We start from the raw sequence: 24,866 nt of genomic DNA on the forward strand, positions 1-24,866 counted from the left end.
GTCTATCGCTAGATTATTCTAAGATCTGGGGTATAATTCTGCTCGTCATTCTCTTGTACTAATCATGTTTTTTTGTGTGCAAGGCCTGATAATTATGGGTGCTATTTTTCTGATTTTTAATGGATGTATTTTACTAAAAAAAGAAGGAGCTTCAAAGACTAACCTTGTATCGTTATCTCTCGGAGTTTCGGTTCTTGCGTTTTATGTAGTGACTTTTTATTATCTCACATCAGAGACGAAAGTGTTTAATGTAAATACTCTTTCTAATGTCATTTTTGTAATAGCAGTATATTCATATTTGATATTTTGCACAGCCTTTATAGCATTCATGTTATACTCATTTATCTATCTAACTGTGCCAAACAAAAAGATATATGATTTTATCATCGTTCATGGTGCCGGACTCCGTGATGGTGAATACGTAACACCTTTGCTAAGACAGAGAATTGAAAAAGCTGTTGAAGCTTATCTCAATTCCAGTAATCCATATATTAAGATTATTGTTAGTGGTGGGCAAGGGCCAGATGAAAAAATATCTGAAGCTCAAGCAATGGCAAATTATATCGAGAGTAGAACTTCTGTTCCGATAGATAGAGTAATTCTTGAGGATAAGTCGACCACGACTTATGAAAACCTACTATTTTCAAAGGCACTAGGGAAAAAGCTAGTAGATAATCCCAAGTTCTTATTTGTAACTAATAATTACCACGTATATCGTACTAGTGCATATGCTAGAAAGATTAAAATGGATGGAGATGGTCTCGGATGTAGAACAGCAGGTTATTATATTCCGTCTGCTTTTATCAGAGAATTTATCGCAGCCTGTGTAAAGATCAAATGGGCTTTCGTAGTATTATATACCCTACTATTTATATTTCTCTTTGTGATATAGCACTATATGCTAAAATAAACTTTGTATTGTTGAGTCTGTTAAACACCTGCATGGCAGGTGTTTTTTTATGGAATCAAAAATTTATATGTAATAATTATATTTGGTAACTTAGTAGAAGTTGCAGGAATATAATATTTGTTAGAGAAATCTAATGGTGATAATATAATAAAAGAAATATTTAATTTTGCTTATTTAACGAGCCCATTATATGATGAGAGGGTGTGATGAAATTTGGAATCTAAGAAATCCCAGAGGAAGCGACAGAAGGAGATTATGCTCGTATCACAGATGATTAAACTTTATTGCCATAAGAATCATACTAACCAAAATGGTAAAGTGCTATGCGAAGACTGTCAGCAATTATTAGAATATGCGAGGTTCCGTAGTGCAAAATGTCGATTTATGGAAAACAAGACGTTTTGCAGTAACTGCAGGATACAATGCTACTCGCCTGAGATGAAGAAAAGGATTCAGAAGGTCATGCGCTATAGTGGTCCTAGAATCATCATATATCATCCAGTGCTTTGTCTAAAACATGCGCTTACTGGTGTCATTGAGAAGAGGAGAACTAAATGTGATTAAGATGAGACTGATAAGACTCTTAAAGGGTTCTGGAAAGTATATAATCTATCAAATCATTTGGCAGTGGCTTTCACTGCTTGCTCAAATTGCGATAGTGTGGCAAGTTACAGAGTTAATCGATGCTGCGTGGCAAAAGAGTGTTACGAATTATGAAATACTTACGACTGTCGGAATTGTAGCGGTTGGACTAATGATTAGGTTTATTTGCGACCGGCTGTATTCTCGCGCGTGCTATTTGGCAAGTGTCGATGTTAAGCGTGCACTTAGAGATCAGATATATAAAAAGGTGCTATGGCTAGGTCCATCATACCGCGAGCAGATAAGGACTTCTGAAATCGTACAGATGTCAGGTGAAGGCGTCGAGCAGTTAGAGATTTATTTCGGTAGGTATCTAAGCCAGTTTTTCTATGCACTTATTGCTCCGTTAACGTTGTTCTTTGTCGTTTCGAGGATTAGCTTAAAAACAGCAATCGTACTACTTGTGGCTGTTCCGCTTATTCCGATTGTAATTATGCTCGTAATGATGGTAGCAAAAAAGATTCTTGGTAATTACTTTGATATATATTATGGACTTGGTGATAGCTTCCTCGAGAAACTACAGGGCATGACAACGCTGAAGATTTACAGGGCTGACCAAAGGGCGGTTGATCAGATTGACAGTGAATCAGAACAGTTTCGCAAGATTACTATGAAGGTGTTGATGATGCAGCTCAATAGCACATCGATTATGGATATCATCGCATATGGTGGTGCAGCAGCGGGAATCATAAGTTCTCTTATTGAATTTTCTAATCGTAACATTAATGTGTCAGGGGTGCTAATGTGTACATTCCTAGCTGCAGAGTTCTTCTTGCCAATGCGTTTACTTGGCAACTTTTTCCATATTGGGATGAACGGAATGAAGGCTAGTGATAGAATCTTCGCATTTCTTGATTTGCCAGAACAGAAACGTGGAGATAAGGAAATTTCAGGTGAATATATAGATATAAGTCTCGAGGATGTTACGTTTTCATATGACGATAGCAGGGAGATTTTGCACGATATTAGCATGAATATAGATTCTGGTTCACTCGTATCCATAGTTGGAGTCTCTGGATCTGGTAAATCCACTATTGCAGGAATCTTACTCGGCAAAAATCACAACTACAGGGGTTGTATAAAGGTTAATGGCATCGAGCATCAGGAAATAACCAGTAAGTCGATTATGAATAACTTTACTATGATTGGTCATAACAGCTGGATTTTCAAAGGTACCGTACGTGATAATCTTATGATGGGAAATCCTAATGCAACAGAATCGGAGATGCTAGAGGTATTAGACAAGGTTAATCTAAGGTCATTTCTTGAAGCTCAAAATGGACTAGATACAAAGGTTAAATCTAATGCTACGAACTTCTCTGGAGGTCAGAAGCAGAGACTTGCCCTAGCGAGAGCATTACTTCATGACACACCGGTATATATATTTGATGAAGCAACTTCCAATATAGATGCCGAGAGCGAAGAGGTAATAATGGCAGCTATTACACAGATTGCGAAGGAGAGGACGGTTATTCTTATATCTCACAGACTTGCTAATGTTGTAAATAGCGATGTTGTATATACGCTTCGTGGTGGAGTAATAGTTGAAAAGGGAACTCACGAAGAACTTATGAAGCTAAAAGGCACATATGAAAACTTGTACTCTGAACAATCAGAGCTTGAGAATTACTCTAAAGGAAGAGAGGTTGCGTCGATATGAAAAAGGATAAGCGCAGATCAGATATTGCAATAATGCGCAGTCTTATCGTGCTTGTAAAGCCTCTAACAGGAGTTATGCTAACAGGCATTATCTTAGGTGTTGTCGGCTTCCTATGTGCGATATTTCTTACAATAATAGGTGGAATTGGCGTAATAAAAGGACTGTCAATCATCGGTGGTGATGTTCTATTCGGAGGAATTTCAATTGACGAATTAATGACGTGGAGTCAGATTTTTACAATTCTAGTCATACTTGCTATAGCAAGAGGGGTGCTGCACTATGGAGAACAGTATTGTAATCATTACATAGCATTTAGAATTCTTGCTATCATCCGTCACAAGGTATTCGAATGCTTAAGAAAGCTCTGTCCTGCTAAGCTTGAGGGCAAGAATAAAGGAGACCTTATCTCGATTATCACGGGAGATATTGAGCTACTTGAGGTTTTCTTTGCCCATACGATATCTCCAATCGTAATCGCATTTCTGACGTCATTGATTATGATTGTGTTTATAGGGTCTCAAAGTCTCATAGCTGGAGTCATCGCATTTGCAGGATATACTGTAGTTGGGGTTGTGATTCCTGTATGGAATGGCAAAAGGAGCGCTGCTGTTGGCATGAAGTTCCGTAATTGCGTAGGCGAACTCAATAACTTCGTACTAGACAGTATGTACGGTGTTGATGAAATTCTTCAGTACAATCACGGAGATGAACAGATTCGTAAATTGAACGATAACTCCCGCTCACTTGCCGATAATCAGAAGAACCTCAGTTTATACGAGGGTTCTCAGAGGGCAGTTACCAATATAGTGATTCAGCTGTTCTCCTGGGGAATGTTATTTACAATGATATACCTCTATGTCGAGAGCGCCGCTACGTTCTCTGAGATGCTAATCGCGACTCTTGCCATGATGAGTTCCTTCGGACCTGTTGTAGCGCTATCTTCGCTTTCTAATAGCTTGAATCAGACGCTTGCCTGCGGAGAAAGGGTACTTTCACTTCTCGAAGAAGCACCGGAAGTCGAGGAAGTAAGTGGAAAGGAAGAGACTATATTTACAGGCGCTAAGGCTGACAATATTACATTTTCATATGCAGATGAAGTTATCCTCAAGAATGTTTCTGTGGATATTGATAAAGGCAAGGTGCTAGGTATACACGGTGCTAGTGGCTCTGGGAAATCTACACTTCTTAAGCTCTTAATGAGGTTCTGGGATGTTGAACAGGGTGCAATGCGCATATCAGAAAAGGATATAAAGGATATTAATACAGTCGATTTACGTAATATGTCTTCGTATGTAACTCAGGACACTATACTTTTTCGTGACACTATAGCAAATAATATTAGGGTTGCAAGAGAAGATGCTGACCTACTTGCAATCGAAGAAGCAGCTAAGAAAGCAAGTATACATGAGTTTATAATGAGACTACCTCACGGGTATGAAACGAATGTAGGGGAACTTGGCGACACACTTTCAGATGGAGAGAAGCAGAGGATTGGAATTGCAAGAGCATTTCTTCATGACGCTGATTTATTGCTACTTGATGAGCCGACAAGTAATCTCGATATTTTGAATGAGGGAATTATCCTTAAGTCGCTAGAAAAAGAAAAGTCAGGTAAGACGATAGTACTCGTTTCTCACAGGAAGTCGACACTTTCTCTTTCTGACAGGGTGTATGAAATGGATAACGGTAGATTATCATAATTAAATATTACTGTATGTATAAAATCTCATCTGCGAACTATATTACGCGCTCTTGGGAATTGATTGAGGAGGAACTGTAATTATGTTTTGGGATAATGTAGCAGGGGTCTATGACATATTCGTCAAGGTTATTAATAGAAAGACACATAATGAACTAAAGAGTATAGTGGGCAAATACATAGAGTCACAGGATAAGGTGCTAGAGTGTGCGGCAGGGACTGGTATGCTAAGTACGGTGATAGCCGAAAGGTGTGATACGCTTGTTGTAACTGATTTTTCATCAAAGATGATTAAACGTGCTGAGAAGAATTGCTCATCATATGATAACATCACTTTTGAATTAGCAGATATCTTTGCACTCGACTACCCAGATAATAGCTTTGATAAAGTTATTGCCGGTAATGTCATTCATCTTCTTGATGAACCTCTAAAGGCTCTAGCCGAGTTAAACCGCGTATGCAGACCTAGTGGAATGCTGATAATTCCTACGTACATGAATCGTGATAAGCAAGATAAGAAGAACAAATTAACCGATTCAGTAGGAAAGGTGGGTGCTGATTTTAAGCAATACTTCAATGTTGTTAGCTACCTAGAGTTCTTTAAGTCTGCAGGGTATATCGATGTAAAAGTAGAACTAGCAGATGGCAAGATTCCATGCGCTGTTGCTACTATGCAAAAGTTGATTTAAACTGAGTTATTAAGAGTAGTTTATAGGTGGAAAATTGTGTAATACTTTAGCTAATTTAAGGAGATAGTAATATGCCAATGAATATAATTAAAATTGCTACTGTATATTTTTCACCAACAGGAACAACGAAAAAAGTTATTGACAATATTGTTAAGGGAATTGGCGGAGAAATAATTTATTCAATTAATCTGACTGAACGTGACAATAGAGAAAAAACTCAAAATCTGAGCTTTGATAATATAGATTTAATAATTTTAGGAGCTCCAATATATGGAGGTTTTCTGTATAAAGAATTCAGGAACTGTATTAAACACTTAAATTTTCAGAGGAAAAACGTAATTGCTGTTACACTGTATGGCAATGCATCAACCATGTTTGCTACTAAAGAATTGATATCAATAATAAGAAAAGGTGATGGAAAATTACTTGGGTATGGTGAGTTTGTTGGTGAACATTCATATTCCAGTAAATTTATTCCAGTTGCTAAAGGTAGACCAAATGAAGATGATTTACAGAAGGCAACCCAGTTCGGTGAGACGATAAGAGATAGATTAGCAAATATTGAGAGATATTTTTTTAGCAATAAAGTTAGTATGTCCGATAAAGTTATAAACTTTGTTGCGGATAATAAACCTATACATACAGGAAAAAGAATATTTACTATTCCATATACAGATAACGAAAAATGCATCCGTTGTTATAAATGTATAAAAGCATGTCCTAAAAGCTGTATAAAAGCAGATATAACAACTGATAAAGATGAATGTATAGTTTGTATGGCATGCGTTAAAATATGTCCGATAGATGCACGAATAGCTTATCCTAAAAATGCTATAGTTAAATTAGGATTACGGGTGATAAATAGAAGACGTCATGAATCATTGTTTTTTTGAATTCATGTAACGGCTTTATAATAAATTGGTTTAATAATTGCATTTTTATTAAAAATATGATGTATGAGGGAAGGTATATGAAAAAAATATACTTATTAGGGCTGGTAATAGCATTAATTATGATATTGTGCTCTGGATGTATACTGCCTGATGGTAAACCATTAACCACTAAGAGTGTAACGGAGAAAGTAGAAGAGCGTTACGGTGAAGGTAAGGTTAAGGTCAAACAGCTTGACAAGAAGACATGGGAGATTTCACCTACTGATTATCCAGAAATAAAGTACACCATTAAGCAGAAAATTGGTCATGGAGGTGTAATTCCTGTCCCGGCATATACGGATGATGATAATAGAACGGAAATATTAGGTAAAATTGTCCTGCCTAAGTTTTTCAGCCGAAAAGAGATAAAAAATATAGAATTTTCAGATTCAATAATTAAGTATAACTGTACCGTAAAAAATAATCAGGATGTTGAAGCTCTGTGTTCTAAGCTACAGGCAATGTGCGAATACATGAATGAAAACTATAGACCTGTCGTTAAGGATGCATATGTTATGGCTTATTTTAAAGAGCCACAGGAATCTGTTACTGCCGATGTATCTCACAAGAAACCTCTACTGATGGATAAAACGAGCAGAACTAAAATAATCTCTTATCTCGATTCTAAGTATGGCAGTGGAAACTACACGTTTAGAAAAGTTCCATCAGATGAAGTTTCGCACGAAGGAGAAGTAGAGGTAAAACTGAATGCTTACCCAGATATGCCTTTCTACCTTGCAACCAGTACTAAGCAGGGCAAGAGAGGTCAGCTGACAGACACACTGTACATAGATATGATATATAATTTGGCAACGAAGTTTCCAGCGAGTGAATATGACTCTTCAAGCTATCTAACAATAGAAGGGGAAGAAAATCTTGATGGAAAACGCTACTATGGAATTCTTCTCAGGCGTTACTTCAAATGGGGTGATGAGACAGGTGTTATCGAAAATATGCAGGTGGCAAGAAAGGCGCTAAGGACATATTTGGATCAGTATCCTATGGTTAATTATACGGACTATCCGCAGAACCAACACATAGTGAAGCCACCTATTTGTATGGAGATATCTGTACAGTTTTAATTTATAAGTAATATAATTAAGGAGTATATATATGGGTTTTGATATTAGCTATCATCCAATGAGCAGATCGCAGATGGAGGAGTGGTACTTTGCTCCGCTCAAAGCTCTTAGAAATGGAGATGAGAGTGTTCTAAATGCTTTAATGGAAGCACAAGGAGAGGAATTCTTTTACGAAAAGTATGTTGATCACATGAAACACTTCGCATCGATTGATGAAGGAGAGCCATCGGAAAAGGGACTTCTATACGGACTACCTATTATGGGTGGATTCTTCCGTGACTATCAGTATGTACGCGGTGCGGCCTTTTCGTTTGTAATAGAAGGACATCCTGAGATGGATAAATACCGTACGCCTTGGTCAGAAGTACTCCCTTCGTGGCTTCCTGCTCCTAGTAACGACTTGATAGAGGAGAATTATTCTGCAGGAATATTTATAGGTCCTGATCACGTTAAGGAGCTACTAAGAGATATAGAAAGCGATGAAGCTGTACGCAGCATTCTTACAGAATCATTTGGAACGGACAACCTCGGGGTATTCCAGTTCGCTTTACAAGATGCGGCAAATACAGATAGCGGCCTTATTGAGGCAACCGAGGTAATGGAAGTTCAGCCATTTGACTTAAATAGATCGACTTGCTATTCGGATATTCGATTCTGCGATCCTCGAGGAGCTCTTATATATCGTGAGGTAGCTTTAGCACAGGTTAGAGAAGCGACTGGTATGAGCGATTATGAAATATCTGAGAATGTCGAATACAAGAAGACAGATCATGAGGTGCCGGAGGAGAGTACTCCAAAGACTGAGAAGAAGAAGGGACTTCTATCAAAATTGTTCGGGAAGAAGTAGGTCATTACTTTAACCTATTAGTGCTGCAGAACTAAAAAAATATATTTATTTTGATAAGGGTGATTTTATTTTTCGTATTAACTATTAGTACGATTATAATCATCCTTTTAATTATGCTATTAGATAATAAGTAAAACTTGACAGCATAGATGTAATAATATATATTACATCTATGCTAGTGTTAGAACACGTGGAGTTAACATAATTAACTTAAATGTTAAAAGGTGGGATAGGAAATGAAAGCACAAGATTGTTTAGACATTTTAAGAGAGATTAAGGATGTAGCGTTTGCAACTGTTGATGAAAAGGGTAAACCACAGGTTAGGATAATCGATGTAATGATTGTTGAAGACGAAAAACTCTATTTCTGTACGGGACGCGGTAAGGATTTTCATAAGCAGCTAATAACTAAAGGTGACGTAGCCATCACTGGGCTTAATAAGAATTTTCAGATGATTCGTCTTGAAGGCGAGGCAAAAAAGGTTGAAGATAATAAGTACTGGATAGACCGAATTTTCGATGAAAATCCAGCTATGAATAGCGTATACCCAGAAAATAGCAGATATATCCTCGATGCATTTTACATAGATAATGGATTGATAGAATTTTTTGATCTTGGTAAGAATCCAATTAATCGATACAGCTTTTCAATTGGGGAGGATACAGTTAAAGGAAAAGGTTTCTTTATAACATCAACGTGTATCGGTTGTGGAAAATGTTTACACGGATGTCCACAGAAGTGCATTACAAAAGGAGAACCGTACGTGATAAATCAGGATCACTGTCTGCACTGTGGACTATGTTTCGAAAACTGTCCTGTGTCCGCAATCGAAAGAAGAGGGTAATATAAAATGTTAAAAGAAATAGTAGAGCTGTTAACTACAAAAAAAGAATTTTTCTTAAAACTGTTATTGGAGCATATTGAAATTTCAATGTCAGCTATTTTGATTGCTATCATAATTGGTGGAATGGCAGGAATATTAATAAGTGAGTACAGAAAAGCTGCAAAACCTGCTTTAAATATAATTAACTTTTTATATACAATTCCATCAATATCGATGCTTGGATTCCTTATTCCATTTTCAGGAATTGGTAATGTAACAGCTGTAATCGTTCTGTCGGTGTATGCATTACTTCCAATGGTTAGGAATACTTACACTGGTATGATAAACGTTAATGAATCAATATTAGAAGCAGCAAAAGGAATGGGCAGTACCCGAGCTCAAACTCTTTTCAATGTTCAAATTCCTCTAGCGATGCCTGTGATTATCTCAGGAATTAGAAATATGGCAACAATGACTATCGCACTTGCGGGAATTGCTTCCTTTATTGGCGCAGGAGGTCTTGGTGTTGCTATTTATAGAGGAATAACGACCAATAATGCTGCTATGACTATATCTGGTAGTTTATTAATTGCTGGCTTAGCGCTTATTATCGATTTTCTTCTTGGTATCCTAGAAAAGAAAGTTTTGAGGAAATCTAAAAAAAAGAGCAATTTAAATATTAAAGTAATAATTACGATAGGTGTTATCGCGATTTCCCTAATAGCAGGAATTATAATTCCTAAACATAATAATAAAATACGTTTAGCAACGAAGCCTATGACAGAACAATATATCCTTGGGGAAATCTTAAAACTTATGATTGAGAAAGATACAGATTTGGATGTTGATATCACTCAGGGCGTTGGAGGAGGTACATCGAATATAGAACCAGGTATGGAAAGTGGTGAATTTGATATGTATCCCGAATATACAGGTACTGGCTGGAATATGGTACTAAAGAAAAAGGGGATATATACGGAAACTCGATTCCAAGAGCTTCAGAAAATGTATCAGTCAAAATTAGGACTAACATGGAATGTACTACTAGGATTCAATGATACGTTTGGCATTGGAGTTCGAAAGGAAATTGCCGATAAATATAATCTAAAAACATACTCTGATTTGAAAAAATTGAATGGGAAGTTAGTTTTTGGAGCAGAATATGATTTTTACGATAGAGAAGACGGTTATAACAAGCTTTGTAATGAATATGGGTTAACTTTTAAAAATACTAGTGATATGGATATGGGACTAAAATATAAGGCAATAAATAGTGGTAAAATTGATATCATGCCGGTAAATACCACAGATGGACAACTTGCAAATTCTGATATTGTAGTACTAGAGGATGATAAAAAGATATATCCATCATACCAATGCGGAATTGTTGTACGCCAGGAGGTATTAAAAAAACATCCAGAATTAAGCAAATCTTTAAATAAACTCAGTGGGATTATAACCGAATCCGACATGCAACGGATGAATTACGAAGTCGAGAGTGAGAAAAAGGAACCAAAAGAGGTTGCCAAAGCATTTCTCATAAAAAAGGGACTTTTAAAAAATAAAACATCATAAAAGAATTTCGATAATTTAAGTAAAAACGGTTTAAATAGATACATGAGGGAAGTTTATGAGTACAGTAATTGAATTTAAAGATGTAAGTAAACGATATGGAGACAACATTGTTATACCAAATTTTAATCTTGCAATAGAAAAGGGAGAATTTGTAACCATTATTGGTTCGTCGGGTTGTGGTAAAACCACGATTCTTAAGATGATTAACGGACTCTATGAGCCGAGTGAAGGTGAAATCTTCGTAAACGGGGAGAACATAAGATATAAGGATATGATTGAATTGCGCAGAAGTATTGGTTATGCAATACAAGGCAGTATCTTGTTCCCACATATGAATGTTTCGCAAAATATATCATATGTACCACGTTTATTAAATAAAAAAAATGTTGAGAAGACTGAGCAAGCTGTAAATAAATGGATGGATATTGTAGGTTTAGATCACTCCTTAAGGTATCGTTTTCCAGATGAATTATCAGGTGGTCAACAGCAACGGGTGGGAATAGCCAGAGCATTGGCTGCATCTCCAGATATCCTTCTAATGGATGAACCCTTTGGTGCAGTGGATGCAATTACACGAGCACAGCTTCAAGAAGAATTAAAATTAATTCATAAAAAAACCGACATAACAATATTCTTTGTGACTCATGATATTGAAGAAGCTTTGAAGCTAGGAACAAAGGTTCTAGTCATGAATCATGGAGAAATTGAACAATATGAAACACCAAAAGACATTTTGAATAATCCAGCTAGTGATTTTGTAATGAAAATGGTGGAAAAACAAAGAAGGTCATGCAATCTTCCTGATGATAGACTTGACGATTGCGAGTTCAGTGGGGCATCTTGTGGATTACTAGATTAATAGGAAAAAAGAAGGAGTTATATAAAGATAGGTATGCAAATTACGAGTAAATTTACAATAGCGATTCATATTTTAGCATGCATTGATTATTTCCATGGTAAGATTCCAGTAAATAGCAAGCTTCTAGCTGAAAGTATAGGCTCAAATCCGGTGATTATTAGAGGTGTTATGTCATCTCTGAATAAAGCAGGAATAATCAATACTGAAAGAGGAAAGAGGGACGTATCTATACAAAAGGAGCTGGCGGATATCACATTTTATGATATTTATTTAGCTGTTGACCCTTTAAGCGATAATGGATTATTTCACTTTCACGAAAATCCAAATTTAAAATGCCCTGTAGGAAGTAAAATCCATATAGCTTTAGATGACAAGCTTGAAAGGGTAAAAGTTGCAATGGAAAATGAAATGAAAAGTATTTCAATAAAATCAATTATTGAGGATATTAAGGATGATATTTAAGTGAATGAATAAGCTAAAATCGTAGTTTAGATTAATTTTTATTAAATTGTTATATGTAATATTCTATACTAATATTGTGATATACTAAAATTATGATGTCGATTTCGAAAGGGAGTGTTAATGTATTATGTATTTAATAACTCTATTTGCTATAATTGCTTTTATTTTCTCAGTTTGGAGAGATAGAAGAAGTTTTTTGAATCCGGCATTGTTAATCATATGTATAATATTAATTAATATATCTGTGGCAAAAATACTTTATGATTCTGGTTATGTAGTTGCACATGGTTTTATAATATTCCTGCTATTATTCGTGATACCTTTAATAATTCTTTTAAGTGCAGTGTTCTTAATATACAATGGCTTCATTTTATTGAAACGCGAAGGACTGTCCAAAACCAATCTACTTTCTTTAATATTAGGTATAATCATCTTGCTATTTTTTGCATTGATATTTTTCTATTACACAAGTGTAGGGAGGTTGTTTTTTTCAAATATGATTCTAACCATCATATTTATAATAATCGTTTTTTCGTACTTACTTTTTGGATCAGCTTTTGTAGGACTCATGCTATATTCAATTTTATATTTGGCTATCCCTAAAAATAAGCTCTATGATTTCATCATTATCCATGGCGCGGGACTGAAAGAAGGCGAATATGTGACACCTTTATTGAAACAACGTATTGATAAAGCTATCGAAGCATTTTATAAATCAAAGAATCCGAATATTAGGATTATTGCTAGCGGAGGAAAAGGAAACGACGAGAAAATCTCTGAAGCACAAGCAATTGCTAATTATATAGAAAAAGAGACAACTGTTCCAACTGACAGAATCATACTAGAAGATAAGTCAACAACAACGTATGAAAATCTGCTATTTTCAAAAAAAATAGGTGAATCTCTAATTGAGAATCCTAAATTTTTGTTTGTAACTAATAATTACCACGTATATCGTACTGGAGCTTATGCAAAGAAAGTCGGAATGGTTGGCGATGGTTTAGGTTGCCGCACAGCAAGATACTACATCCCGTCTGCTTTTATCAGGGAGTTTATAGCACTATGTGTAAAAATAAAATGGGTGTTTGCTGCGTTTTATGCAATATTAATATCTGGATTGTTTCTTTCATATGGATATTTACTTTTCTAATTCACTGACACATTTGAGACTGCAATTATCTGTTTTTTATAATGAATATCAATATCGAATAGAATAGTCCTTTTAGTAATTAAGTCAATAGGACTATTTTTTGTACAGATTTATAACCTTATTTATGATAAATTGTAGTGTATGGAATAGTTGTTATTAAAAATTATGATTGTTAAAAGTCAGAAGTTTTAGGAGATAAGAATGCTAAAAATTTTAATTATTGAGGACGATAAATCGATAGATTCTATTCTTAGTGATGAACTTAATCAATGGGGATATCAAACGAAAAGCATCGAAGACTTTAGCACTGTATACGAGACTTTTGAAAAATTTGAACCCAATCTTGTCCTTATGGATATTAGTTTACCATATTACAATGGATTCTATTGGACGCAAAGGATTCGTCAAAAGTCAAATGTTCCTGTAGTTTTCATTTCATCACATTCTGAATCTATGGATATGGTGCAAGCAATACAATTTGGAGCAGATGATTTTATTACAAAGCCTATTGATATAACAGTAACTATAGCCAAGATACAGGCGATTTTGAGAAGGACATATGACTATACTTTAGATAGTGACAAGCTTGCATATGGGGAATTGACATTAAATTTGTCTTCAGCAAAACTTGAGGGAGAAGAATTTTCTCTTTCATTGACAAGAACAGAGCTTTTGATACTTGATATTTTATTTAATATGAAAGGACAAATTGCAAAGAGAGAGGATATTATAAACCATTGTTGGCAAGGGGATGATTTTATAGATGATAATACGTTAGCTGTTAATATGACAAGGCTTAGAAAGAAACTGGCTGGCGTAGGGTTAGATGAATTTATTCAAACAAAGAAGGGTATTGGTTATTATCTACAGTGAGGTTAATATGAATAAGTTTATAAATTATATTAAAAGTGAATATAAAGTAATTATTTTCGCAATATATTCGATAATAGTGTTCAGCGCTATTTTTTTATTTGCTAATTTAGAAAAAGAGTATCTAGTGTTAGGTATAGAAGGGATTTCATTTGGCGTATTCTTATATCTATTCATTCAGTGGTTCAATTATTATAAAAAAGAGGGATATAGAGAAATAGCAGAACAATTAAAATTAGAAAATAAACAATTGCAAAGTCAAGCCTTGAATGACAGAAGAAATCTTGAGGAATATTTCCTCTTATGGGTGCATCAAATTAAGACTCCTATTACGGTGGCAAACCTAATTTTGCAAAAGGATAGCTCGTTATATAACAAGAAGCTTAAAGCGCAAATGTTTTATATTGAAGAATATACTAATATGGCAATCAATTATTTAAAGCTAATTGATAGACAGGCAGATATGGATATAACGTTCATTAATCTTGATAAAATCATAAAGAACTTGCTCAAGAAATATTCCATGATGTTTATAGAAAAAGGGATTTCTTTGGAATATGAACCAATATACGTAGAAGTTATATCCGATGCGAAATGGTTGTCAGTTCTTATTGAACAGATTCTTTCTAATGCAATTAAATATACGGAATCTGGCACTATTAAAATCTCATATGAAGAAAGGACCAATACTATGAGCATTCAAGATACAGGTATTGGGATTCGGTCAGAAGATTTAGGAAAGATTTTTGACAGAGGTTATTCAGGCTTCAATGGAAGAATAAACGAGAAATCAAGTGGTCTTGGATTGTATCTTGTTAAATCTATTGCAGATTTGATAAATGTTAAAGTAAAAGTTGAATCGACGATAAACGTTGGAAGCAAATTTATAGTGCAATTTCCTTTCAATCTTTCAGAACTGTAAGTTTAGGAATAGAGATTGTCATATTAAATAAATGCAGGAATATATGTGTATTAGTAAAATTATGACATAAAGAAAAGGAGTGATGAAGATATGGCAATCTTAGAATTAAAAAATGTAAAGCGATTATATCAAACTAGAAAGATTACAACAGAAGCCCTAAAAGGTGTTAATTTTTCCGTAGAGAAAGGTGAATTTATTTCAATAATGGGCGAATCAGGTGCCGGTAAGACAACTTTATTAAACATAATAGCTACACTCGATAAAGCTACTTCTGGTACGGTTGTTCTAAATGAGCAAGATACAAATTCGTTAAAGGACACCGAAGTTTCAGAATTCCGTAGAAAAGAGCTTGGTTTCGTTTTTCAAGATTTTAACCTGCTTGATCAATTTAACAACCGTGACAATATATACCTACCACTTGTTCTTTCAGATGAAAAAGAGGCTATCATGAGGTCAAGGTTAAGTAATTTAAAGGAGCCGCTTGGTATAGGGGATTTGTTGGAAAAATACCCGTATGAAGTATCAGGTGGGCAGAAGCAAAGAGTAGCTGTTGCAAGGGCTATAATTACCGAGCCGTCTCTGCTGCTTGCGGATGAACCTACAGGTGCGCTTGATTCACAGTCTTCTGAAACGTTACTAAAGATGTTCCGCACTATTAATCAGAATGGGCAGACAATCATTATGGTTACACACTCTTTAAGGGCGGCATCATATGCAAACAGAGTGTTGTTTATTAAAGACGGAGTCGTTTATCACGAAATATACCGTGGGGAAAATGAGAGGCAAGCAGAATTCATGGAGCGTATTAATCAAGCTCAATTTATGTTGAATAGAGGTGATAAATAATGACATTCTCAATGGCTAGAAAGTTTGCTTTTCAAAATTTGAAGGCAAATAGATTGTTAGAAGTTCCATTTGTTTTGTCAGCAGGTATTATGTTGATTCTATTTAATATAATGGCGAGTTTAATAAATAATAATTATGTTCAGACGAGACATGATTCTCTTCCTACCGTTATAGCAATGGGAGCAATAGTAGTAGGTATATTTACTTTTATATTCGTAACATATACGACAAACTTTTTGCTAAAAAAAAGAAATAAAGAGTTTGCTTTATACGCAATACTCGGTTTAGAAAAGAAACATATTCGTAAAATAATCAGCATCGAGTTTTTTGTATTGTTTTCTATGATAGCAGTTGTCGGTGTTGTTGGTGGGTATATTTTTGGGCAGCTTACTTTTTTAGGACTTAACCGTCTAATGCATGATGTTTCAGGCAGACTCATGGACTTTCCTTTCAGCATTATTGCTATGCTTTTAAGCTTGGCAATAATAGCCGTACTATATATGATTACTGTGCTTCGTAGCAGTTATAGAATTTATCTGTCAACACCAATTCAATTGCTTAGCAAGCAACACAGTGGGGAGGGTGAGCCTAAATCCAGATGGATAATTTCGGTTATAGGACTAATAACATTATCAGCAGGTTATTATATTGCATTGACAACAAAGGGTTCATTGTCTTCATTATTTAACTTTTTCATCGCCGCTATCCTGGTTATGATTGCAACTTACCTACTTTATATATCGTTCTCGATCATTGTTTTGAAGAGGCAGAAAAAGAGAAAGAGCTACTTTAAACCTACAAAATTCTTGGGTATCAGTGGTCTTATATATCGTATGAAGAGTAATGCGGTGTCTCTTGCCAGCATATCAATTATGAGTGTCGGCATTATTATTACTTTATCAGTTACTGCAACAATATACTCAAACATACAGTCTACAGCGCAAAATATTCTTCCAAGGGATTATCAGATTAATAGTAAAGTGTCTGTGGATGAGAACAATTATAAAGAAGTTGCAAAGTCACTTAAAGAGGAAGTTAATAAAACTGTAAAAGATGATAAACAAATTAAAGATGAATATATATCCTACAATATGACAACAGCAATTCTTAAAAAAGGAAATTCCTTTGTAGAATTTACCCCTTATAAAAATATTGAACCAAGATATATTTTTGTAAATAACTTGGATGGGTATAATGCTCAAACTCACAATAACATTAAACTAAATGATGATGAAGTACTTATTTGTGCCAATCATAAACAACTCCTTGGGATGAAGAATCTTAAAATAGGAGATCGTACATTTAAAGTAAAAGAAATTCCCAATATAGCACCTTCAAATTATGCAGCTGAGGTATATGTTATTATAGTAAAGGATTTCTCCACTATGAAATATATAAGCAGTTCATTGAAAACCACAAATGTGAAAACACAAAAAAAGGAAAACTCAATCATTAGCTGCAATGTGAATTGGAATGTTTCAGGTCTTTCGGAAAAGATATATAGGAGTGAATTAAATAAGCTTAAGGAAGGAAAAGATTATTTTGTTTTATCTAAATCGGAATATTTAGATAAAATATATGAAATGAACGGGGGATTTCTTTTCCTTGGTATCATAATAGGGTTAGTTTTCTTAACTGGAACTATTCTAGTTATATACTATAAACAAATTAGTGAGGGTTACGAAGATAGGGAAAAATATCAGATAATGAAAAAAATCGGTTTGTCTGATGGACTAATTAAGAAAACAAGTTCATCGCAAATAGTATGGATGTTTTTTGCCCCGCTCATCGTCGCAGTTATTCATAGTACAATTGCATCGAAGATAGTTTATCAATTACTGGGATTGTTTGGTGTTAACAGTTTTATACAATATGGTAAATTCTTTGGTATAGTAATTGCGGTATTCTTCATGGTTTACTTCATTATTTTCAAGTTTACATCACGTACGTATTATAAAATTGTGCAATGAAGTATGTTTTATTTTATTATTGAGATAAGGGATAAACATTTGAAATATAGCACTTATGAGCCCCAATATAATGGGGCTTTTTCATTGTTGAAATATCTCTTGATACTAAACTCTTGCTGAATTAAAATATATACATATTTAGAATGATTTAGGAGTAATAAATGAATTACAAGGAGTCAAGAGTATATCTGGATGAACTTTCCAGATACGGAAGTGTACTTGGCCTGGACAGTATGCGCGAGCTACTCCACAGACTGGGTGATCCACAGGACGAGTTAAAGTTTATTCATGTCGCTGGCACCAATGGCAAAGGGTCGATTCTCTCGTATCTATCTAGTATCTTAATTCAAGCAGGATATACCACGGGGTGCTACTTCTCTCCGTGGCTTTTTGAATACGGCGAACAGTTTCAGGTAAATGGTGTTCATATAACAGATGATGAGCTTGCACGTCATACGACAGTGATCGCTGAAGCGATTAGCGGCATGGTTGCGGATGGGCTAAATTCACCGACGCTATTTGAAGCGGAGACGGCTCTAGCTATGGTGTATTTTAAGAGCAGAGGATGCGACTTCGTAGTGCTAGAGACCGGTCTAGGCGGTAGAGGAGATGCGACGAATGTCGTAAACACAACTCTGGTCGAAGTGATAACGCCTATTTCGAAGGACCATATGGCATTTCTAGGAGAGACTATTAAGGAGATTGCTGGTGAGAAAGCTGGCATTATCAAACCGAATACCATAGCGGTAAGTGCTAAGCAACATGAAGATGCTGAAGAAGTACTAGCAGCTAAGTGTGATGAACTCGGATCTGAGCTTAGAGTGGTTGATGAAGCTGCTATTGAACCAATCTCATATGGAATAGGAGAACAACGCTTTAATTACAGCTCATGGAAAGATGTGACCATATCGCTTGCAGGAGTGCACCAGTTCAGTAACGCATCATTAGCGATACTAGCAATAGAGGCATTAAGGGATAAGGGTGTCATAATACCAGATAAAGCGATATACGATGGACTAAAGGCTGCAAGGTGGTTTGGACGATTCACTGAATTAGCAAAGGAACCTACTGTAATAATCGACGGCGCACACAACGAAGGTGCGGCAATCGCACTTGAGTCGTCAATATGTCAGTATTTTGGGGATAAGAAGGTAATACTGGTTATTGGTGTATTTAAAGATAAAGAGTACAATAAGTTACTATCACACCTGGTACCTTTATCAAAGCAGGTTATAACGGTTGAGACGCCAAATAACGATAGAGCTATGCCATCACAAGAGTTAAAAGAAAAAGTTCTCGCTTACTCGGAGCATGTCGAGGCTGCGGATAGTATTTGCCAGGGCATGGAGAAAGCGTATGAATATGCTAATAAACACGATGTGATTCTCGTATGTGGGTCACTATCGTTCCTAGGGGACGTAAAAAGGATTGTAGAAAGAAGAGGGACTAACAATGGATAGAGATAAAATCATGGAGGGTGTAAGGCTCATACTGGATGGAATCGGCGAGGATGTCACAAGAGAAGGATTGCTCGAAACACCTGAACGCGTCGCTAAAATGTATGAAGAGCTTGCAGGTGGATATACCGATTCAGCAAGTACATACCTAGCAAAGCGCTTTGATGTTGAAAATAACGATATAGTGCTAGAGAAAGACATAGAGTTCTATTCCCTATGCGAGCACCACATGCTACCGTTTTATGGACGCATAGCTATTGCATATATACCTAATGGCGAGGTAATCGGACTCAGCAAGATGGCGAGGACCGTTGAAGTATTTGCTAAGAGGCTTCAGCTTCAGGAGAGAATGACAACGCAGATAGCTGATGCATTCATGGAGGAGCTTAATCCAAAGGGTGTGATGGTTATGATAGAGGCTGAGCATATGTGCATGACTATGCGCGGTATTAAGAAGCCAGGAACCAAGACAGTTACGGTTATGGCGCGAGGAAGCTTTGAGAACGATGAACATCTTCAGAATACATTTTTCAGAATGATGGAACATAGGTAGTGGTTAGATGGCTTATTCTGTAAAAAGTATGATTACATATAGAGCCATTCCTTCTAATGACAATGAGTCTATGAAGAGGCTTGATTCCATTTACCGTGATGAGCTTTGGCGGAGGTGCATGGAAGATATTGAATGTACTGAGATTCAAAGAATCTACTGTAGACATGACTTTACACATCTGATGGAGGTTGCTCGCATTGCATACGTATTTTCGCTTGAAGAGGCTTTGGAGATACCTAAGGATGTAATATATGCTGCAGCCTTACTTCACGATATAGGGCGAAGTAAGGAGTATACTGATGGCATTCCTCATGACGAAGCAGGAGCTAAGATTGCAGAGGAAATTTTAAAGAGGTCATCATATACCGAAGAGGAACTAGAAGCGATAATAGCTGCGGTTAGTGGTCATAGAGGGCATTCTGAAACTAAAGAGGCTGGCGGACTTATAGGGGAATTAACCTATGTCATTAAACGTGCAGATAAGGAGTCTCGGCTATGTTTTATATGTGATGCGCGTGATACATGTAAGTGGCCCAATAATAAGAAGAACAAGAATATTACGTATTAATAAGTTGTAATATTCTTTAATCCACAACAGTAATGTGGAAAGGAAAAGGAATAAAATGAGAATTGGCAAAAAAATTTTTGATTTAGAAAACGACTGTTACATCATGGGAATTCTTAACTTCACTCCCGATTCATTTTCTGATGGAGGCAAGTGGAACGATATGGACAGTGCGCTACGCCATGTTGAAGAGATGATTGAAGATGGCGCTGCAATTATTGATATCGGCGGTGAGTCAACTAGACCTGGACACATTCAGATTACGGAGCAGGAAGAGATTGAGAGAATCGCACCTGTGATTAGAGCTGTCAAGGAACGCGTTGATGTCCCAGTTTCTATCGATAGTTACAAGGGGGCAGTTGTAGAAGCTGCCCTAGAGTGTGGTGCCGATATGGTAAATGATATATGGGGATTCAAGTACGATGAAAAGGTAGCTGAAGCAGCAGCGAAGTACGATGTTCCAGTTTGTATCATGCATAATAGAAACAACACTGACTATACCGATTTTGTAAAAGAATGGATTGATGATATGCGTGGCTGCATTGATATAGCCAAGTCTCATGGAGTAAAAATGGATAAGATTGTGATGGATCCGGGCTTTGGGTTTGGTAAAAAGCCTGAGCATAATCTTATGGCTATGCATCACTTAGATAAAATGAAGGAGTTAGAGCTACCAGTCCTACTTGGAACTTCGAGAAAGTCCACGCTTGGCCTAATACTAGACCTACCGGTTGACCAGAGGGTTGAAGGAACGGTTGCAACTACTGTTTACGGTGTGGTTCAGGGTGCATCTATATTTAGAGTTCATGATGTTAAAGAAAACTATCGTGCGATGAAGACTATGCAAGCAATTCTCAGGGAGCATATATAGGATAAAAACTACATATGCTATGTGCTGAAAAGTAAATTACATAGCTTGAACGTACACGAGGAGACTGAAAATGTACGATGAGATTAAAATAACTGACCTTGAAGTCTTTGCGAATCATGGGGTATTCCCTGAAGAGAATACATTGGGGCAGAAGTTCGTATTTACAATAAAATTATATATAAACACTAGGCTCGCGGGTAAGACAGATGAGCTCGATGACTCGATTAATTATGGTGATGTGGCGTCATTTGTCACAGAGCACACAAAAACTCACACAGTCAAGCTTCTTGAAGCTGCTGCCGAAGAGCTTGCTGAAGCAATGTTGCTTAGATACGAGATAGTGAAGGGCGTATCTGTTGAGATAAAGAAGCCATGGGCACCGATTGGACTTCCGCTAAGAGAGGCTTCTGTCAAGATTGAACGTTTCTGGCACAAGGCTTACGTTGCTATTGGATCAAATATGGGCGACAAAAAGGCATATCTCGATTTTGGTATTAAGAGCATAGGAGAAATTAAGGGATGCAGAGTAGTTAAAGTATCTGATTATATTACAACAGAGCCTTACGGTGGAGTTGAGCAGGATGAGTTCTTAAATGGAGCGCTACTAGTTGATACGCTATTATCTCCTAAAGAGCTCCTTGGCGAGCTACAGCGAATTGAACTTGAGGCACATCGTGAAAGGAAGGTGCACTGGGGTCCAAGGACACTAGATCTCGATATTATCATGTATGATGACTGTATTGTGGAGGATGAGAATCTTACTATTCCTCATATTGAGATGCACAAGAGAGACTTTGTGCTAAAACCTCTAGCACAAATCTCACCTTATCTCCGCCATCCTGCACTTAACAAAACAGTCATGCAGCTGCTTGAAGAGCTTAAAGGATAAATCATAAAAGCTAAACTGATTAAATATTTTACATACTTTAAGAAAGTCGGTGTTATACACATGGACTTTCTTTTTTCAATAAATTTAAAATATAAGAGAGTTTTTGTAACGTTTTAGATAAAGCAGAGTCATATAAATAGAAACGCAAATACTAAAGGAGGACATGATGGATTTAGACCAGCTATATCGTGAATACTTCACATTGGTCTATAGATACATTTTCTCTATGTGTAAAGACTCTTTGCTCGCCGAAGAGATTACACAGGAGACGTTCTTTAGGGCGCTTAAAAAACTTGATTCATTCCGCGGAGAATCGAGTGCTAGGGTGTGGCTTTGTCAAATTGCTAAGAATATTTATTTCTCTTACCTCAATAAGAATAACCGCCTCTGCGAGTTAAAATGCGATGAATCAGATAACCTTGTGGATGAAAGTGTTGAGAGCATTATCCTAGGCAAGGAACAGTCAGAGGAATTAAGAGCCGCAATCCATGCTTTAGAGGAACCATATAAAGAAGTTTTTATGCTTAGAGTTTATGCAGACTTATCATTTAGTGACATAGGGACATTGTTTGGTAAATCTGATGGATGGGCGCGCGTTACTTACCACAGAAGTCGTTTAAAGATAATGGATAATTTGGAGGTCTTAAAATGAAGATAAGCTGTGACGTGATTAAAGACTTACTGCCTTTATATGTCGAAGATATGCTGTCTAATGATAGTAAGAATTTAGTTGATGAACATATAGAACAATGTGAAAGCTGTAGGGATGAGCTAAAAAAACTATCAGGAGATGAAGTACATAGCTGTGCAGTTAACCAAATTGAAAATAAAAGTATCTATGATTCCCTTAATAAAATACGGAAGAGGATAAGCTTTAAGATACAGATAACAGTTTTGATTTCGGTAATATTTACATCGATAGTTGCGGTCTTTGCTTGGGATTACTACGATAATCATAGGATTTATATGCCATACAAAGAGGCGAAAATAAAGTGGGTAAAAGATAGTATGAAAACTAGTGAGAAGTATCGAGACGTTGATCGGGTAATCTCAACTGACGGAAAAGTACTAATTATAGTTTTGAATCGAACACATAGAACTAGTAACGATAGCAGTTATTCTGACCGAATAATTTGGAAAGGACCAAATAGGGAGTATTCGTATGAAGATGAGAAGGGAGAAGAAAAGTTAGCTGACATAGAGGAAGTTTATTATATGTCATCAGATGCATGGGAGAGGTATAAGGAAAGAGAGGTTCTTATTTACAATATACCACAAGATGAATTTAATCTTGAAAGATATAAAAGGGAGTTTAATGTAGTTAAGAGCAAATCGAAGCTGATATGGACTAAAAGTAATGGGTTTATAGGCTAGCAGTTCATAACATAACAGTTATGATACTTATGTGTATATATCAATTATACAAATGAATCCTCCTATTGTAATATCTAGTTGTAAGCAGTGTTTTGTTTTTAACAAGTGCTTATAAATGGATGATTTATGGTAAATGTTGGGGGATTGAGTATGAAAATTTTAGGAATTTCTCTAGGAACAAAGAACGGTAATAATGACACTATGTGTCGCGTTGCACTTGAAGAGGCAAAGGAGATGGGGTGCGATATAGAGTTTATCCATCTATTTGACTGGAACATCAAGCCATGTACTGGATGTGTCGCTTGTTCAAGAGCTCTCGTAATGGGCAAGGGGATGGTCTGTTTGCAGAAGGACGACTTTGCAGCGCTATATGAGAAGATGACCGATTCAGACGGAATACTAGTTGTAGACCCAATATTTGAGTCAGGTGGTACAGGTATGTTCCATAACCTAATGGATAGAATGGGACCTGGTCATGATACTGGTCTAATGCTCGGATGTCAGGCAAAGATGATGGAACAGGGCAAGGAGCCTCTACCTATGAAGTACTTTAAGCAGAGAGCGATTTCATTCCTTGGAATTGGCGGATCTGACTGGGCTGTGCGTACTGAGACTGATCACGCAATGCTCGCTATGAGCCCTGGCTGGAAGGTTGTTGATAACGATTACTTCTCTTGGTCAAAGGATGTTCTCATGCAGGATAACAAGGTTGCTCGCGTGAAGGAAATCGGAAGGAATCTGGTTGAAGCTGCGAAGGACATCGCGGAGAGAAATCTCATGATTATGGATCCAGAAAACGATAAGCTTGACTATTTTAAGGGACACAAGGGTGCATGTCCTCACTGTCATGGTAACAACTTCTATATTCACCCGGATACCAACGAAGCTGAATGCGAGCTTTGTGGACTTAAGGGTGAGCTCGTTATGATGGACGGAGCATTACGACTCAAGTTCGATCCAGCTACTCTTCATCATGCTCACGATATTCTATCTGGAAAAGCATTACATGGTCAGGATATCTTTGAGAACGAAGGTAGACTCATGAACCTGTTTAAGGATGAGACTTTCAAAGCGAGGAAGGCACATTATACAGCAGTTTGTGAGCCAACTCCATCGCCTTCAAAATAATAGCTGATAAAGGCGATATGCCAAGCCGTATAACCAACAAAATATTCAGATAAGGGTGCCTATGGGTACCCTTATTATTTTGCATAAACT

The 24,866-nt window shown here is 36.4% G+C and carries 25 protein-coding genes; all 25 read left to right on the forward strand.

Annotated elements, in window-relative coordinates; genetic code table 11:
- Window positions 1-94 precede the first annotated feature (94 nt).
- The 25 genes from QU661_RS03810 (at window position 95) to QU661_RS03930 (ending at window position 24,776) form a co-directional block, all read left to right on the forward strand.
- Window positions 95-892 carry a YdcF family protein gene (locus QU661_RS03810; protein WP_304990392.1) on the forward strand — a complete coding sequence of 266 codons (798 nt, stop codon included), beginning with the start codon at window positions 95-97 and terminating at the stop codon, window positions 890-892.
- A 231-nt stretch (window positions 893-1,123) separates the two neighbouring features.
- Window positions 1,124-1,474, forward strand: coding sequence for a nitrous oxide-stimulated promoter family protein (locus tag QU661_RS03815; RefSeq protein WP_304990393.1), 351 nt, complete (start codon window positions 1,124-1,126; stop codon window positions 1,472-1,474).
- 1 nt (window position 1,475) lies between these two features.
- Window positions 1,476-3,212 (forward strand): ABC transporter ATP-binding protein/permease, encoded by a 1,737-nt coding sequence (locus QU661_RS03820; protein ID WP_330692488.1) that lies wholly within the window; start codon window positions 1,476-1,478, stop codon window positions 3,210-3,212.
- Window positions 3,209-4,912, forward strand: a complete 1,704-nt coding sequence (locus QU661_RS03825) for an amino acid ABC transporter ATP-binding/permease protein (protein WP_304990395.1) — start codon at window positions 3,209-3,211, stop codon at window positions 4,910-4,912. Before QU661_RS03820 ends, QU661_RS03825 begins: the two co-directional genes overlap by 4 nt.
- Before the next feature lie 82 nt (window positions 4,913-4,994).
- Window positions 4,995-5,600, forward strand: a complete 606-nt coding sequence (locus QU661_RS03830) for a class I SAM-dependent methyltransferase (protein WP_304990396.1) — start codon at window positions 4,995-4,997, stop codon at window positions 5,598-5,600.
- A 71-nt stretch (window positions 5,601-5,671) separates the two neighbouring features.
- A complete protein-coding gene (locus QU661_RS03835; RefSeq protein ID WP_304990397.1) occupies window positions 5,672-6,493 on the forward strand; it encodes an EFR1 family ferrodoxin in 822 nt (273 codons plus the stop codon).
- A 77-nt stretch (window positions 6,494-6,570) separates the two neighbouring features.
- Window positions 6,571-7,614 (forward strand): hypothetical protein, encoded by a 1,044-nt coding sequence (locus tag QU661_RS03840; RefSeq protein WP_304990398.1) that lies wholly within the window; start codon window positions 6,571-6,573, stop codon window positions 7,612-7,614.
- A gap of 31 nt (window positions 7,615-7,645) precedes the next feature.
- The gene (locus QU661_RS03845) at window positions 7,646-8,461 is read left to right on the forward strand and encodes a hypothetical protein (RefSeq protein WP_304990399.1); all 816 of its coding nucleotides are present in this window, start codon (window positions 7,646-7,648) and stop codon (window positions 8,459-8,461) included.
- 236 nt (window positions 8,462-8,697) lie between these two features.
- Entirely contained in the window at window positions 8,698-9,306 is a 609-nt protein-coding gene (locus tag QU661_RS03850) for a 4Fe-4S binding protein (RefSeq protein WP_304990400.1), read from the forward strand.
- Window positions 9,307-9,312: 6 nt separating this feature from the next.
- Entirely contained in the window at window positions 9,313-10,860 is a 1,548-nt protein-coding gene (locus tag QU661_RS03855) for an ABC transporter permease/substrate-binding protein (RefSeq protein ID WP_304990401.1), read from the forward strand.
- Between the two features lie 55 nt (window positions 10,861-10,915).
- Window positions 10,916-11,719 (forward strand): ABC transporter ATP-binding protein, encoded by an 804-nt coding sequence (locus QU661_RS03860; protein ID WP_304990403.1) that lies wholly within the window; start codon window positions 10,916-10,918, stop codon window positions 11,717-11,719.
- A 33-nt stretch (window positions 11,720-11,752) separates the two neighbouring features.
- Complete coding sequence (locus QU661_RS03865; RefSeq protein ID WP_304990404.1) at window positions 11,753-12,181, forward strand: Rrf2 family transcriptional regulator; 429 nt, start codon at window positions 11,753-11,755, stop codon at window positions 12,179-12,181.
- A 127-nt stretch (window positions 12,182-12,308) separates the two neighbouring features.
- The gene (locus tag QU661_RS03870) at window positions 12,309-13,331 is read left to right on the forward strand and encodes a YdcF family protein (RefSeq protein ID WP_304990405.1); all 1,023 of its coding nucleotides are present in this window, start codon (window positions 12,309-12,311) and stop codon (window positions 13,329-13,331) included.
- A gap of 201 nt (window positions 13,332-13,532) precedes the next feature.
- Entirely contained in the window at window positions 13,533-14,204 is a 672-nt protein-coding gene (locus QU661_RS03875; RefSeq protein WP_304990406.1) for a response regulator transcription factor, read from the forward strand.
- Window positions 14,205-14,211: 7 nt separating this feature from the next.
- On the forward strand, window positions 14,212-15,123 hold the full coding sequence (locus QU661_RS03880) for a sensor histidine kinase (protein ID WP_304990407.1): 912 nt from the start codon (window positions 14,212-14,214) through the stop codon (window positions 15,121-15,123).
- Between the two features lie 90 nt (window positions 15,124-15,213).
- Window positions 15,214-15,969 (forward strand): ABC transporter ATP-binding protein, encoded by a 756-nt coding sequence (locus QU661_RS03885; protein WP_304990408.1) that lies wholly within the window; start codon window positions 15,214-15,216, stop codon window positions 15,967-15,969.
- Window positions 15,970-15,980: 11 nt separating this feature from the next.
- Window positions 15,981-17,939, forward strand: a complete 1,959-nt coding sequence (locus QU661_RS03890) for an FtsX-like permease family protein (protein WP_330692479.1) — start codon at window positions 15,981-15,983, stop codon at window positions 17,937-17,939.
- A 161-nt stretch (window positions 17,940-18,100) separates the two neighbouring features.
- The gene (locus QU661_RS03895; protein ID WP_304990410.1) at window positions 18,101-19,399 is read left to right on the forward strand and encodes a bifunctional folylpolyglutamate synthase/dihydrofolate synthase; all 1,299 of its coding nucleotides are present in this window, start codon (window positions 18,101-18,103) and stop codon (window positions 19,397-19,399) included.
- The gene (folE, locus tag QU661_RS03900) at window positions 19,392-19,949 is read left to right on the forward strand and encodes a GTP cyclohydrolase I FolE (RefSeq protein WP_304990411.1); all 558 of its coding nucleotides are present in this window, start codon (window positions 19,392-19,394) and stop codon (window positions 19,947-19,949) included. The genes QU661_RS03895 and folE overlap by 8 nt, the downstream gene beginning before the upstream one ends.
- 7 nt (window positions 19,950-19,956) lie before the next feature.
- Window positions 19,957-20,517: an HD domain-containing protein gene (locus QU661_RS03905; protein WP_304990412.1), complete on the forward strand. Its 561-nt coding sequence runs from the start codon at window positions 19,957-19,959 to the stop codon at window positions 20,515-20,517.
- 55 nt (window positions 20,518-20,572) lie between these two features.
- Window positions 20,573-21,385: a dihydropteroate synthase gene (gene folP, locus QU661_RS03910; protein WP_304990413.1), complete on the forward strand. Its 813-nt coding sequence runs from the start codon at window positions 20,573-20,575 to the stop codon at window positions 21,383-21,385.
- 70 nt (window positions 21,386-21,455) lie between these two features.
- On the forward strand, window positions 21,456-22,274 hold the full coding sequence (gene folK, locus QU661_RS03915) for a 2-amino-4-hydroxy-6-hydroxymethyldihydropteridine diphosphokinase (RefSeq protein WP_304990414.1): 819 nt from the start codon (window positions 21,456-21,458) through the stop codon (window positions 22,272-22,274).
- A 166-nt stretch (window positions 22,275-22,440) separates the two neighbouring features.
- Window positions 22,441-22,926: an RNA polymerase sigma factor gene (locus tag QU661_RS03920; protein WP_304990415.1), complete on the forward strand. Its 486-nt coding sequence runs from the start codon at window positions 22,441-22,443 to the stop codon at window positions 22,924-22,926.
- Window positions 22,923-23,648 carry a zf-HC2 domain-containing protein gene (locus QU661_RS03925; protein WP_304990416.1) on the forward strand — a complete coding sequence of 242 codons (726 nt, stop codon included), beginning with the start codon at window positions 22,923-22,925 and terminating at the stop codon, window positions 23,646-23,648. Before QU661_RS03920 ends, QU661_RS03925 begins: the two co-directional genes overlap by 4 nt.
- Before the next feature lie 150 nt (window positions 23,649-23,798).
- Window positions 23,799-24,776: a flavodoxin family protein gene (locus QU661_RS03930; RefSeq protein WP_304990417.1), complete on the forward strand. Its 978-nt coding sequence runs from the start codon at window positions 23,799-23,801 to the stop codon at window positions 24,774-24,776.
- Window positions 24,777-24,866 lie beyond the last annotated feature (90 nt).

Origin of the sequence: Mogibacterium neglectum (assembly GCF_030644205.1) — a bacterium.
Taxonomy (GTDB): Bacteria; Bacillota; Clostridia; order Peptostreptococcales; family Anaerovoracaceae; genus Mogibacterium; species Mogibacterium neglectum.